The sequence below is a fragment of the Oceanobacillus zhaokaii genome, assembly GCF_003352005.1.
Taxonomy (GTDB): domain Bacteria; phylum Bacillota; class Bacilli; order Bacillales; family Amphibacillaceae; genus Oceanobacillus; species Oceanobacillus zhaokaii.
Map to the genome: position 1 here is coordinate 4,031,134 of NZ_CP024848.1, position 13,654 is coordinate 4,044,787.

At 38.8% G+C, this 13,654-nt stretch carries 15 protein-coding genes and 1 pseudogene; 3 read left to right on the plus strand and 13 right to left on the minus strand.

From position 1 onward, the window contains the following. The first annotated feature begins 82 nt into the window (after window positions 1-82). Entirely contained in the window at window positions 83-562 is a 480-nt protein-coding gene (locus CUC15_RS19605; protein WP_114918271.1) for a GyrI-like domain-containing protein, read from the plus strand. Between the two features lie 70 nt (window positions 563-632). Here the strand turns inward: CUC15_RS19605 and CUC15_RS19610 are convergent, their stop codons facing one another. Both CUC15_RS19610 and CUC15_RS19615 read right to left on the minus strand, forming a co-directional pair. Then, window positions 633-1,187 carry an NADPH-dependent FMN reductase gene (locus CUC15_RS19610; protein ID WP_114918272.1) on the minus strand — a complete coding sequence of 185 codons (555 nt, stop codon included), beginning with the start codon at window positions 1,185-1,187 and terminating at the stop codon, window positions 633-635. Between the two features lie 212 nt (window positions 1,188-1,399). Further along, the gene (locus tag CUC15_RS19615; RefSeq protein WP_114918273.1) at window positions 1,400-1,732 is read right to left on the minus strand and encodes a hypothetical protein; all 333 of its coding nucleotides are present in this window, start codon (window positions 1,730-1,732) and stop codon (window positions 1,400-1,402) included. Window positions 1,733-1,858: 126 nt separating this feature from the next. On the opposite strand from CUC15_RS19615, the gene CUC15_RS19620 reads away from it, so the two are divergent. Both CUC15_RS19620 and CUC15_RS19625 read left to right on the plus strand, forming a co-directional pair. Next, window positions 1,859-2,350: a hypothetical protein gene (locus CUC15_RS19620; RefSeq protein ID WP_114918274.1), complete on the plus strand. Its 492-nt coding sequence runs from the start codon at window positions 1,859-1,861 to the stop codon at window positions 2,348-2,350. Window positions 2,351-2,569: 219 nt separating this feature from the next. Continuing rightward, entirely contained in the window at window positions 2,570-3,022 is a 453-nt protein-coding gene (locus CUC15_RS19625) for a staygreen family protein (RefSeq protein WP_114918275.1), read from the plus strand. A 248-nt stretch (window positions 3,023-3,270) separates the two neighbouring features. Here CUC15_RS19625 and CUC15_RS19630 read toward each other — a convergent pair whose 3' ends face one another. The 11 genes and pseudogenes from CUC15_RS19630 to CUC15_RS19680 all read right to left on the minus strand — a co-directional run bounded on the left by CUC15_RS19630 (window position 3,271) and on the right by CUC15_RS19680 (window position 13,627). After that, the gene (locus CUC15_RS19630) at window positions 3,271-3,876 is read right to left on the minus strand and encodes a response regulator transcription factor (RefSeq protein ID WP_114918276.1); all 606 of its coding nucleotides are present in this window, start codon (window positions 3,874-3,876) and stop codon (window positions 3,271-3,273) included. Next, window positions 3,873-4,994 (minus strand): sensor histidine kinase, encoded by a 1,122-nt coding sequence (locus tag CUC15_RS19635; RefSeq protein ID WP_114918277.1) that lies wholly within the window; start codon window positions 4,992-4,994, stop codon window positions 3,873-3,875. The genes CUC15_RS19630 and CUC15_RS19635 overlap by 4 nt, the downstream gene beginning before the upstream one ends. Window positions 4,995-5,009: 15 nt before the next feature. Beyond that, a complete protein-coding gene (locus tag CUC15_RS19640) occupies window positions 5,010-6,137 on the minus strand; it encodes a DUF418 domain-containing protein (protein WP_114918278.1) in 1,128 nt (375 codons plus the stop codon). Window positions 6,138-6,391: 254 nt separating this feature from the next. After that, window positions 6,392-7,135 carry an amino acid ABC transporter ATP-binding protein gene (locus tag CUC15_RS19645; RefSeq protein ID WP_114918279.1) on the minus strand — a complete coding sequence of 248 codons (744 nt, stop codon included), beginning with the start codon at window positions 7,133-7,135 and terminating at the stop codon, window positions 6,392-6,394. A gap of 12 nt (window positions 7,136-7,147) precedes the next feature. Beyond that, complete coding sequence (locus tag CUC15_RS19650; protein ID WP_114918280.1) at window positions 7,148-7,813, minus strand: amino acid ABC transporter permease; 666 nt, start codon at window positions 7,811-7,813, stop codon at window positions 7,148-7,150. A 32-nt stretch (window positions 7,814-7,845) separates the two neighbouring features. Next, window positions 7,846-8,628 carry a transporter substrate-binding domain-containing protein gene (locus CUC15_RS19655; protein WP_114918523.1) on the minus strand — a complete coding sequence of 261 codons (783 nt, stop codon included), beginning with the start codon at window positions 8,626-8,628 and terminating at the stop codon, window positions 7,846-7,848. A 342-nt stretch (window positions 8,629-8,970) separates the two neighbouring features. Next, window positions 8,971-9,783: an urease accessory protein UreD gene (locus CUC15_RS19660; protein WP_242986024.1), complete on the minus strand. Its 813-nt coding sequence runs from the start codon at window positions 9,781-9,783 to the stop codon at window positions 8,971-8,973. 7 nt (window positions 9,784-9,790) lie between these two features. Next, window positions 9,791-10,450 carry an urease accessory protein UreG gene (gene ureG / locus CUC15_RS19665; RefSeq protein WP_114918282.1) on the minus strand — a complete coding sequence of 220 codons (660 nt, stop codon included), beginning with the start codon at window positions 10,448-10,450 and terminating at the stop codon, window positions 9,791-9,793. A 62-nt stretch (window positions 10,451-10,512) separates the two neighbouring features. Continuing rightward, window positions 10,513-11,229, minus strand: a complete 717-nt coding sequence (locus CUC15_RS19670) for an urease accessory protein UreF (protein ID WP_162800368.1) — start codon at window positions 11,227-11,229, stop codon at window positions 10,513-10,515. A gap of 10 nt (window positions 11,230-11,239) precedes the next feature. Beyond that, window positions 11,240-13,287, minus strand: a pseudogene (gene ureC / locus CUC15_RS19675) (urease subunit alpha). A gap of 31 nt (window positions 13,288-13,318) precedes the next feature. Beyond that, window positions 13,319-13,627 (minus strand): urease subunit gamma, encoded by a 309-nt coding sequence (locus tag CUC15_RS19680; protein ID WP_114918284.1) that lies wholly within the window; start codon window positions 13,625-13,627, stop codon window positions 13,319-13,321. Window positions 13,628-13,654: the final 27 nt, after the last annotated feature.

The window sequence follows — 13,654 nt, forward strand, 5'->3', positions numbered from 1 at the left end:
ACATGATTTAAGGGTATCATATATCTATCAAGTGAAGGATACAAGACATTTGATAATTTTAAAGCAAAGGATGATTTTTAATATGGCAGATTATACATTAGAAGAAAAAGACGGATTTACCGTTTTAGGGATTGGTACGGAGCTTAAAAGTGATTACACAGACTATGCTGGCATAAACAAGGAAAAGGCAGATTTTTGGCATGCAGTCAAAGAGGATGGAAGGCTTGATGCGTTAAAAGCTATCGCCACAAATGACTCCATTTTTGTCGTCAACGAAGCAGTAAATAACAAGATGATGCATTATGCTGGCGTTATGACAGAGGAATCCTTACCAGAAGCATCAAGAGTTATCCAATTTCCTAAAGGGGAGTATGTAGTAGTTAAAGGGGAAGCAAATACGGATGAAGAGTTGAGTAACAAGCTTACTGGCATTGCCTTTGGTGAAGTCTTGCCAGAAGCAAATAATGTAGCCTATGTTGGTGGACCAAATGCAGCTGTTGTGATGGGGCAAAGAAATGGCTTAGTATATGGTGAAATGTGGATCCCTGTTGTGAGGAAATAAGTGGTACAAGGGGACAGGCACCTCGTCCCGACTAGTTTATGGGTCATGGTGCCTGTCCCTCTGTCCCTAATTAAGCATATTGTTTAATGTATGGCTTTACCCATTCTTGGAATTTTGCAATGACATCATCTAAGAAAGCGTTCGTTGCTTCGTCTGTTAAGTTTCCTTCAGTGTCAAATTTCTCGTGTACTGCGCCTACATATACTTCATTTCCGCCAAAGACTGGAGAATTTAATCCACCCGCAAATAGGATATCTCTTAAGTGCATCTGCGCTTTGACTGAACCTAAAATACCCATTGAAGACCCCATAATAATAGATGGTTTACCATGCATTACTTGATCTACTCGGCTTAACCAATCAATTGCATTTCCTAACACACCCGGAATTGTCGAATTGTATTCGGGTGTTACCCAAAGTACGGCATCTGCTTCTTTGACTTTCGCTTTGAAATCAAGAACTTCTTGTGGTGCATCTAATTCGATATCTTGGTTGTACATTGGCAATGAAGCCAAGTCTAAAATCTCGACTTCAAATTGACCTGCATAACGTTTTTGAACGTGTTTTGCCAGTTGTAAATTATATGAATCTTTACGAATACTTCCTACGATTGCTGCTACTTTCATTGTGTTGACCTCCAAATATTAAATGTTGACGAGAAATTCTATTTCCGTTTGGATTGCCTCGTTCTTCAAAGAGTATAGATAGTTTATTTATTTAAATCAAAAAACGTGGACTGAGTTTCACTATCTGGAACTTCAATGAAAAAAGTTATAGTTTTAATCTAGAATAGCAGGCTACGCAAGGTTAATTGATTTTACTGATGGTAGATTATTACTTATTTTTTTAGTCCCTCCAATAATGTTGTAATCGTAGCCATAATATCTTCTAACAAGTTTTCATCATCTGGATTTTCTGCCATCCAAAGAGCTGCTTCATTCATTGCTCCCGATAGAAAATGGGTCATAACCCCAATAGATAATGGTTTTAAATATCCTTGTTTTTGCAAATCCTCTAATTGCTCGCTTAGATGTCTCATTGAGTTTTGTTCATCCATTAACCTAAAGACATCCCAGCCTAGAACTGCGGGACCGTCAATTAACAGGATTCTCAGATTCTGTTCTTCCGGGATGTTTATCCTAATAGTCTTGCTAACTTTATTAAGGAACATCTAATCCTCTTCATCATAATATTTATTAGGCCAGCTGAATTTCCATTTTAAAAATGGACGTTCAGCGCTCTCGAACTTTCCGGATTATTGAATTACATTAATGATTGATTAAAATGGAGGAAAAAAATGAAAAAATACGGTTCTTTCTCTGGTACGGTTACCTCGATTCAAGATTATTCAGTAGGTTCTGATGAGGAATTAAAAGGGTGTTTTAAATTAATGTCCTTATTAAGTGAAGATGGTTCAATAGTAAATTTTGTGATTAGTCCAACAACCTATTTTCTAGACCATGTTATGGTTTCAGTTGGAGACCGTGTAACTGGTTTTTATGATGTCAATGTACCTGTCATTCTTATTTACCCGCCACAATATCAAGCCCTCGTAATCGTAAAAGATAACGCTTATCAAAATGTTAAGGTAGACTATTTTAACAGCCAGCTGGTGAGTAGTGATGGTCAACTACAATTGAATATTTCTAGTTTTACTCCGATACTATTACAAAACGATCAACCCTTCACGTTGGATCCTGCAAACCGAAATCTGCTTGTTGAATATGGAAGTGCCACATTTAGCATTCCAGCCCAAACCACTCCCTTTAAGATCATTGTTTTGTGTTGATACTTTAATTGGCGCTCTATTGGCTTCAGGACCTGATTTTGGTTATATTACCCGCCATATCCATACTCCCCTTACTAAACGAAATAGATAACAGGAAAACGGAGCGACAATTCTTTGCCCCTCTGTTTTACAGACTAATTTGTAATTAGCTAGAGGTCCTATTATTAACAGACCAACGACCATCAGCATAATGATAAAAAAACGATGGGAGTTGATTATTTGAGCACTTTTTATCCAGAAAAACTATCTGTGGAATTTATGGAAGGTACTGCTGCTACCGAACCCGTTATTCCAAGGCGCTATACACTAACTCACTCCGATTTAACTGGAGAACTATTTTTAAACATCGGAATAGATTATGCCTGGGGGGAAATCAATCCTTTGAGGGATGAAGTTTTGGGAGAGTGGAAACAATATGGAACTTCTTTATTCTTTGATGTTTATTTATACGTAGATCAAGGAGAAATTCCGATGTCTTCTTCTGCAAAACGAGATGAAATATTTAGACGCGAATTACCACTTGCAATAAATGCTATAAAATATGGTGATAGGTCTCTTTTCAAAACATATCCTTGTTTAGATCAAGCTCCTATCATTATAAACTTTATGTCCACTTACCCACAGTTTGCAAGGCAAGAAAATTGGGGGACCTTCCAAAGCATTGCCACCTAAATATAGTCTTTTACTAGAGGCGGCCTTACAACACGTGACAATTAATATAAGTTCCAACAGCAGGTAACAAGTGCACTATTTTTGTCTGTAATTCATTAACAAAATAATATGTAAGCCTTAATAGCTTACCTTTATAATTTATCTTAATAGTATATGTTCATTTTTGAGGATTGAATTGAAAATTTTTATCATAAATCTTCATCTATCGCTTCCCTAGGAGATCTATTTAACAAATTATTGCGCTATTTTTAAATCCACCCTTTATCACTAGCAATATTTACGGCTTGCTGTCTTGATTCGGACTCAAGTTTCTGAATCGCGGAGGATAGATAGTTACGCACGGTACCTTTTGTTAAGAATAGGACATTGCTAATTTGACTTGTTGTTAAACCGTCCTTTGCAAGACGCAATACCTCTGTTTCACGCTCGCTTAATGGATTATCTTCTTTCATAAAGAGGGTTGCCGCAAGATCCATACTAATCACCTGCTCTCCCTTTATGACTTTTCGAATCGACTCAATAAGGTAATCAATTGGCTCATCTTTTAATAAATAGCCATCTACTTTAGCATCCATCGCCTTTTGTAAATATCCGGGACGTGCAAAAGTGGTAACAATGATAACTTTACAAGGATATTTAGCATTTCTTATTTTCTCCGCCAATTCAAGACCATTGATAAAAGGCATTTCTATATCCAATAAACATACGTCTGGCCGTTTACTTTGAATCACTTCCCAAGCTTTTTTCCCATCGGATACTTCTGCCAACACTTCTATATCTGCTTCAAATTTTAATAATGCAGATAGTGCTCCACGCAGCATTTGCTGGTCTTCTGCAATAACTACTCGTATCATAAAGCAAGATTCCCCCTTTCCATTTGAAAGATTGGAAGACTCAGAGTAACATTGGTCCCACCGCTGCTTAAACCCTTTATCATCGCTGTTCCTTGAACAGCACTCATCCGCTCTTTCATCGACTGAATGCCATTTCCAATCTCTTTCCTTTTTAGCCCAATCCCGTTATCTATTATTTGTATATTAAACATGTTGTCGATTATTTCGAACTTTAATGTGCATTGACTTGCTTTACTGTGCTTAATTATATTCGTCATCGCTTCACGAATAGAAAGAGCAATCATCGTCTGTGCCACACTTGGTAATAGCGGAAGTTCCTTTTTTGCTATTTCCAACTCGATGCCTATTGCTTCCATTAACTTTTGAGAATTCTCTATTTCGCTCTCCAAAGAGATAAATTTCATCTCCGAAACAGCCTCTCTTACCTGATTTAAGGCCCTCCTTGTCATCATTAGTATATCTTCCAATTCTTGCTTGGCTCGGGTGGAATCGTTGTTTATTAATCTAGAAGTTAATTCACTTTTTAATTTAATCATTGTTAACGTTTGCCCAAGAGTATCGTGAAGATCCCTTGCTATCCGCTGCCTTTCCTCCTGCTGAATATACTTTTCAATTTGTATATTTGCTGCATCTAGTTCGCCTTGTAAGCCTTTTGCCTTTTCTTTAATGTAAATCAAGATAGGGAAAGTTAATTGCAGAATTAAAATTGGGAGCAATATCCAATAGTCTTGCTTAAATAAATTGCCTGTGCCTTTCCAATAAACAATGAGAAACATAGCAGCAATTGCCATTATCCCTATCATAATGTGTACCTTTGACTTTGACCTTCCAATCAAATCAGCAAATATAAAACCAAATAGTAAGATTGAAGGTGATACTAAAACACCAAATAAAGTAATGATTGAAAGCCCGAGCAAAACAGCGGCAAGTAAACGCCAATCCTTGTACCAGAGTCCAATATAAAACGAAACAAGGAATACCAAGAGCAAAAAGAGATTTCCCCAAAAACCGAAAATAGTTCCTGAACGCAAAACGATATAGCAGAAAAATACAATGGATATCACATCGATAAGCAAATAGTTTCTAATTTGATCCCTAGGATATAATTTATTTATCATTACTTCTCCCTTCAATTAGTGAGATATGAGAGCCTTTACTGTACGCTGACGAATAAATTCCATTGGGCCAGCCCTAAAAGTACGAAGCCAAATGGCAGCGAACAAAATTTGCAATAATGAAATAATTAAAATTAGCATTATGATCGTCAATGAACCTGCTTTTCCGCCTAAAGCTAATCCCCATCCATAAAAGATAATAGAGCTTATAATATTTTGCATCAAATAACAGCTAAGAGACATTTTTCCGACATTTTCAAGGCTGCGCCAAAGCCATTCCCACTTACAATATTCTACCATGATTGAAATAAATGAAATATAGCCCAGCGATAATAATGGAGCGAACAAATAACGGACTGGTAAATCAAAAGCGCCTCCTGGGATAAAAATAAGCATATTTAAAGGCAATCCAAGAAAGATACCTAATTTAAAGAGCTTATTGCGCTGTCTCTTTCCATCCTCATCAGGAGAGAAAACTCCAGAACGCATGAGCAGAACTCCGAGTAAAAATAAAAAAATGTTCATAGGTATAATAAAAATGGCCTCAATTCTAAGTGGCAAAAAATTACTTAGGCGATATTGAACTTGCTCCAGCCAGCTTCCTCCATGATAGAGACTAACTACATCTCCAAAACTTCCTACCGATATATTCGCGAGCAAGCCTACTGCCAACAAAAACAATATAACAGCTGCATGAACACTCCCAATAATAATCATTATTCTCTTAATAAAACGTTCTCCACGTTTAATAATGAACACTACAAAAATTGCTGTCACTCCATAACTCATTAAAATGTCATATTCCATAACCAATGTATAATGGATGAATCCTTCAATGATTAAGAAAATGGCCGTCCATATATATACTCTAGGCCAAGCTTTTCCTTGTCTTATAGCTTGCTGATACTTCAGCTCCATCCCAACTCCAAACATTATCGTTAACAACCCTAGCAGCTTTCCGTTGACCAAGAACAGTACAATCATCCTGAACAGATCTTCTGTTTCCCACCAGCCAGAGTAGTTAAATGTCGTAATATAAGTTAAATCACCCAAGTGTCCAAAGATCCATATATTCGTTCCCAATGTCCCTAATACAGCAATCCCCCGCAAAATATCAAGCAAACGAATTCTCCCTTTACTCTCCATTATCCTCACTCTCTTCCTTTCGTGAATGTTTGTATTTAAATAATAACTTAAGAAAGAATGAGGATATATTCACACCTGTATGAAAAAAATTATGACACGTGTCATAATTACAATAATTGTCTATGCATACTCCACTCGGTAACTAATTATCTCTTTTCTAATCTAGATACATCTCCTTTACTATTTACTAGCGTTGGTACCGCCTAAAATAAACACGAGGTCCTGCCTAAACATATAGACAGGACCTCATAATTTTATTTCAGAGTTGTCGATTTTAAAAACTCCTGCGTCCGCTCCTCTTTCGGATGGTTGAAAAATTGCTCAGGTTTGCCGCGCTCGATAATTTTCCCATCGTTCATATACACAATCCAATCCGCTACTTCTCTAGCAAATTCCATTTCATGTGTGACAACAACCATTGTCATTCCATCTTGAGCCAATTCCTTCATGGTTGCTAAAACCTCTCCCACAAGCTCGGGGTCGAGTGCCGATGTTGGCTCATCAAATAGCATAATGTCCGGTTCCATCGCAAGTGCTCTAGCAATCGCAACCCGTTGCTTTTGCCCGCCTGATAATTTACTTGGATATACATCTGACTTATCCTCCAAGCCTACCTTATCCAGTAATTGTCTTGCTTTTGAGATAGCCTCCTTTTTGTCAACGCCCTTTACCATGATGGGTGCTTCGATAATATTCTCTAAAACGGTTTTGTGTGGAAATAAGTTGAAATGCTGAAACACCATTCCTACCTTTTCTCTAATCTTATTGAGGTTATCGGTAGCTGGATCGACTTCATTTCCTTCAATAATAATATTGCCGCTATCCTTTTTTTCTAAAAAGTTCAAACAGCGAAGGAGAGTACTTTTCCCTGAGCCGCTCGCTCCTATTAAACAAACAACATCGCTCTCGAAAACTGTCATATCGATATTTTTTAATACATGTAAGTCTCCAAATGATTTATTCAATTGATTTACTTTAATCATTTCCTTTGTGTCCATTGTCCTCTCCTCCTATCTGTCACTTACTGCTAACTTCTGTTCAAATCGGTTCACTATGAATGTCAACAGTGCCACTAGTAATAAATAGTAGACTGCTACAATGAGTAAATAGGTCATTTCGTCAAAATTATTAGACCCTAGTGTTGTCGCCACATTAAACAACTCATTCATGGAGATAAATGCGGCTAACGAAGAATCTTTTAAACTGATGATAAATTGGTTGCCTAAAGGAGGCAGTGCCCGTCGGAATGCCTGCGGAAGAATAATTCTCCTTAATGTCAGTGTTTTTGTCATTCCTAATGAGCGTCCTGCCTCCATCTGACCATTATCGACTGCCTGAATAGCCCCTCGAAGGATTTCGGAAATATAGGCTCCATTATGGAATGCGAGAGCAAGTGAAGCAGCCCAGAAATCAGGAAGGAGGAAAATCCCGCTAATTCCGAAGTAGAGGATAAATATTTGAACGATCAGCGGTGTTCCTCGGACCAAATAGACATATGCGTCTGAGATGAGTTCTAATACTTTTATTTTAGAAATTTTTAATAAGGCAAAGAAAAGTCCGATAACAATTCCGATTAAAATTGAAACAGCTGTCAGCTCTAATGTTAAAAGCATGGCTTTAATGAATACACCTTTTGTTTCCATCAGTGTTTGAAAAAAATGCGAAAAGCTTGGCATGTACCTACTTCCTTTCTTTCTATCGAATTGATTTATTCCGGTTTACTGGTAATGTCTTCACCAAAATATTTCATGCTAATCCGAGTTAGTGTCCCATTTTCTCGGAGTTCCTCCAGCGCTTCGTTTATTCGCTTCAATAGTTTTGGATTATCCTGTGGCAGCACGATTGCTTGTTCACTGCGCTCAATTAACTGCTGCTCTTTAATCTCAAACCCTTCCTTTGCAGCATTTTTCCCGGTAACAAAATCTGTGATTACCGCATCATGACGTCCGCTGCTTAACGCTTCTAAAGCTGTGATATCGCTGTCATAAGTTTTTATTTTGTCTGTATACTCAGAGGCTGTATCGGCATATGTTGAACCTTTTGCTACAGCTACTTCTTTTCCCGCTAAATCGTCCACGGTCTTAATTTGACTGTCCGGTCTGGTGAAAATTTGTGGTCCAGAGTAATAGTAAGGTGTAGTGAAGGAAACATGTTCGCTCCGTTCTGGATTAATCGTGTGGCTTGCAACGGCTGCATCGGCACGTCCTGTTTTTACCCCCTCTACAATCCCTTTGAATTTGATCCGCTTCTGTACCGGCTTAAGACCCAATTCTTTTGCAATGGCTTCCCCAACCTCAATATCAAAGCCTGACATGGTGAGGTCATCATTCATATAACTAAATGGCTTAAACTCACCAGAAGCAGCAAAAACAAATTGATCATTATGTACCAGTTCAGATCCGTCGGCAAGCTTCTCCTTCTCGGCACAAGCAGATAAAAAGCAGACCACGATCAAACTGAAAACCAATATTAACTTTTTCTTTAACCACATGTTGGCTATCAATCCCTTTCCCCCTCATTTATTTCTACAATACCCCTAGCTAAGTAACTTGCTCATGAAAGTAAATACCCCATTAGCTTCCCAACCAAACCAAGAGTGTCAGGCACCATTAAAGGCGCCTGACACTCTTGTTGCAATACATATATACACATTTCATTTATGTAGAAGGGGCAGGGGAGCAAAGGGGTACCTTCTGCCTTTCTTTCTCCCTAGGCAGAAAGTTTTTTTTAGATTTATTGACAAGCAGATTCCTCGCAACTAGATTTGAATTGCTTTCATATCGAACCCGTAAACCAACGATTACGGTAATATCTTATGAAGGATGCAAAACTTTTATTTCAATAAATCAAGTGGCTGCATATGAAAAAGTTCTAACCGAAAATAATTCCAACAGGTATTAAGAATCTTTTGCAACGTTTGCACAGAATGGCCTAGTACTCGAATTACTATTCCCCTATTTTCCAAAAAGCTTGCCCCGCCATATTCATCTAATAGATCATCGCCTTTAAGAACCTTATTCTGTATATGTTGCAAGTGTTCAGCCTTAATCTGCTCAGACAATATCCATAATGTGCTCATATGAGTGAAATCGCCTAAAACCCCGTTTTCTTTTAAATTTGATTCTGGCCTAAGGCGAATAGAATCCCATACTTGCAATTGCTCATCCCAATACATTTCGAATCTTGATTTCAAGCATTGATATTCAAATATCTCATCTCTTCCTACCCTGCCAGCTGTAATCGTTTCTCCTACTATCGCTTGCGCTCCTTCCGTCATATAAATGGACATTTTCCCGGCATAATTCGACCCTTTAAAAGGAATCAACGGTTCTTGCATATATTCAAATTTACTATTTTTTTCTAAGTGAAAAATCTGATTCTGGCGGCATTCCTCTTGCGTTAAAGACGGATGTAACTCCGTTGCAGACACATCGGTTAAAACTAAATGTGCCCCTTCCATTAACCGGCAGGAAATTTCTTGTCGGTCTCCATTAAACAGTCCAGGAGAGCTTGAGGTTAAATATACAATACTTTCACCATCTTCTCCTGAAGAATTCACTACGTTTAAAGGGGGGCGGCGAAAGGAATCGATTAGATAGTTTTTTTCTCCTATCACGCTAATCGTTCCTTTCCATTCACCAGTCATTCCCACGTTACAGATTTCCTCTACCCAAGTATTCTTGCACAATCCAGTTTGCTATCTCTGACACGCCTAACCCTTCTTTCATATTCGTAAAAAAGGTCGGTTTTTCGTTTCGTTGTTTTTTACAATCGGCTTCCATCAAATGCAAATCTACACCAACATAAGGTGCCAAATCTATTTTATTGATAATTAAGAGATCTGATTGTTTAATCCCAGGTCCACCCTTTCTCGGAATATCCCCTCCCTGGGCAACATCAATGATATAAAGAAAAACATCCGCCAATTCCCCACTAAATGCTGCAGCAAGATTGTCACCGCCACTTTCGATAAATATCAGGTCAAGCTTATCGATTTTCTTTGTTAGTTCCTCTGCCGCTTCTAGATTCATAGAAATGTCTTCCCGAATGGCCGTATGAGGACAACCACCCGTTTCAACTCCGATGATATGATGCGCTTGGAGCACGCCACTCTTTATCAGAAACTCGCCATCTTCTTTGGTATAAATATCATTGGTGATGACACCAACATGGTATCTTTCTTTTAAAACAGATGCCAATCTTTGAACAAGGGCGGTCTTCCCCGAACCAACAGGTCCTCCAATCCCAATTCGCATCGGTCGATCCCCTTTGAATTCTTGATAATCCCAATTAAAATCATGATGATGGCCCATAATTTTCACTCCTCAATTTATTATGAAGTATATTCAACCTCTTTGAACGGAAGCTTTTTTTCTCATGACATAAATAGCCTTGAGTATAACGTCTCATGCCGCATCGCTTCGATTTCTTGAATAATAGAATACGTGAATAAATCGTCTTCATTAGGGCTTGACTGAATAATTCTCTCTGCTTCTTCCATTAAAAGGGGGTACAGTTTTTGCAAAATCATCTGTGCTGCAGTTTGACCAATTACAGTTAGCCGTATCGCGCTTTGTAACAAATTATTAATACTTACATAGAGATGTGTGAACACCGATAATTCAGCCTCAACCTCTAAATAAGCAGTGATCCAGCCATGGACAATCGCAGCATTTCCAAAACAAAGCTGATCATCAATCCAGCGTGAATACTGTATCAACTCCGATTGCGGATATAATGTATGAACAGTCGATAAATATCGCTTTCCTATCTTAATACCGCCGTTGCGCGTTTCCGATGATATTTTACTTACTGTTAATTTCCGATCTAGCCGTTGAATAAGTTTCTCGGTGTCCTCTGGTTTTTCTTGATTTAGGAACTCTTTTATTTTCGCTTGATAGATAAGATATACAACAACTCCTTCTGTAGGAGCTAGACTTCCAGATATATAAGTTTTTAACCAACTATAAAGTTCAATGGGCTTGTTAATTTTATTTTCTTGAAAAGTTGTTTCTAAACCAAACGAATGAGAAAATGCTCCAGTTGGAAAAGCTGAATCGACAAGTTGAAAAAGAAAAAAGGTTTTTTCCATCACAATACCCCTAAAATAAGAAATAACGTTGCCCCATTGGCACACGGTCAACAGGGGGATTATGTATTGGCACTCCATTGAGGTATACAACGAATGTTTCGGGATCGATTTCGATGTTTGGCGTCTCATTATTTAGAATCATATCTTTCTTGCCGATCGTACGAGTATTGCGGATAGGTGAAATTATCTTCTCAAGACCTAATTTCTGAGGAACATTCCAGTCAATCGCAGCTTGAGACATAAATGTAATCGAGATGTTTTTTGGCACTTTTCCAAAGGAGCCGAACATTTGCCGATACGTAATAGGTTGAACTTCTGCAATAGCCCCATTTCCATTTCCAACAGCACTCGTTACAATTACTCCCCCTTTTACCACTATATCTGGTTTGATACCAAAAAATTCCGGTTTCATAGGACTAGGTCAGCCAATTTTCCCACCTCAATGGAGCCAACGATATACGATATACCATGTGTAATCGCGGGGTTTATCGTATACTTTGCGACATACCGTTTGACCCGAAAATTGTCGTTGTCCCCTTGTTCTTCCTTTAAAGGACCAAACTTCGCTTTCATAATGGATGCGGTTTGCCATGTCCTCGTTATCATCTCGCCCATATGTCCCATCGCCATAGAATCTGATCCCATTATACTTAACACGCCTAAATCATGGAGAATCCCTTCTGCCCCTTGTGTTTCTGGGCGTATTCTTGATTCCGCCATTGCTACTTGGGTCGGATCTTCCCTATTTAAATGATGGGCCACAAAGACCATGGCTAAGTTGGAGGCAGCGGTATTAATGGTGAATGGACGAGTCGGTGTCGTCGAACCTGGCATCACATAGCTTTCTTTGGCAATTTCCATAATATCAGGTGCATGGCCACCACCAGCCCCTTCCGTATGATACGTATGAATCGCCCTGCCGTTGATCGCACTTATCGTACTTTCAACATGCCCAGATTCGTTTAATGAATCGGTATGGATTGACACTTGAACATCGTACTCATCAGCTACCTTAAGACAACTATCAATCACTGCAGGCGTTGCACCCCAATCCTCATGAATTTTGAATCCAGCCGCTCCGTTTAAGATCTGCTCCTCCAAGGGTTTAAGCGACCATACATTACCCTTTCCCCATAACCCAACGTTTACTGGGAATGCTTCATACGCTTCTAGCATTCTTTGAATATTCCACTTCCCTGGAGAGATATTGGTCGCCCTTGACCCAGTCGCATTACCTGTACCGCCTCCAAGCAGCGTTGTAACTCCGCTTTGTAAAGCGATTAAGACAATCTCAGGAGATATTTGATGAACATGGGAGTCAACTCCCCCAGCTGTCACAATCATTCCTTCACCGGCAATGACTTCTGTTGATGCTCCAACAATCATATTTGGGCTGATTCCATCCATAATATCAGGATTTCCACCCTTACCAATTCCAGTAATACGCCCATTTTTTATGCCAATGTCCGCCTTAATAATGCCCCAATAATCTACAATAAGGGCATTGGTAATGATAAGATCAAGCGATTCTTTCCTTGTTGCTCGAGCGGACATCCCCATTCCACTACGAATCGTTTGTCCCATACCAAATCTTAATTCTTCCCCATACACGGTATAATCCTTTTCCACTTCAATCACAAGATTCGTATCAGCCAAACGAACTTTATCACCCACAGTCGGACCGTATTTCATGGCGTAGCTTTTCTTTGGAATGCTTTTATCACTTACTGTTGGGGAAGGTATGCTTTTAACAGGTCCATTTACATATCCTCTAAAACCATAAACTTCTTTACGTCCGCCAATCTCTACAAGCTCAACCTCTCTTATTTCTCCCGGGGGGAATTGCACATCTTCCCCAGAAGCAATATTCAAACGCATTCCTTTGGCAAGCTCTCTATTAAATGCCAGTCCTGGATCCGTCTCATAGAAATGATAATGCGAACCGACAAAGATGGGGCGATCGCCTCTATTAACCACTTTAATCACTCGAGTCTCTCTTCCTGCATTAATAGGAATTGAGCCCTTTTTTAAAATATATTCACCTGGTTTCAATGCCATTCTCCTTTCGATTATGGCTAATCGCCTTTTATCATGGTTGAATAGGATTATAAATTACGACTAGTTGTGTTCCATCTGGAAAAGTCGCTTCTACATTTATTTGTTTGACCATGAATGCAACACCATCCATTACATCCTCTTCTCTTAAAATTTTTCTGCCAGCAGCCTCTATTTCTGGAATTGTTTTGCCGCCCCTTCTAGCCATTTCCATTATTTCATATGTAATTAACGCCACTGCTTCGGGATAATTCAGTTTCAAACCTTCTTGTCTTCTTTTTTTTGCCAAATTCGCAGCAACTACAATCAGTAACCCATCCTTTTCACGTTCGGTAAGATACATCTTGATCCTCCCTTTATCATACTTGCT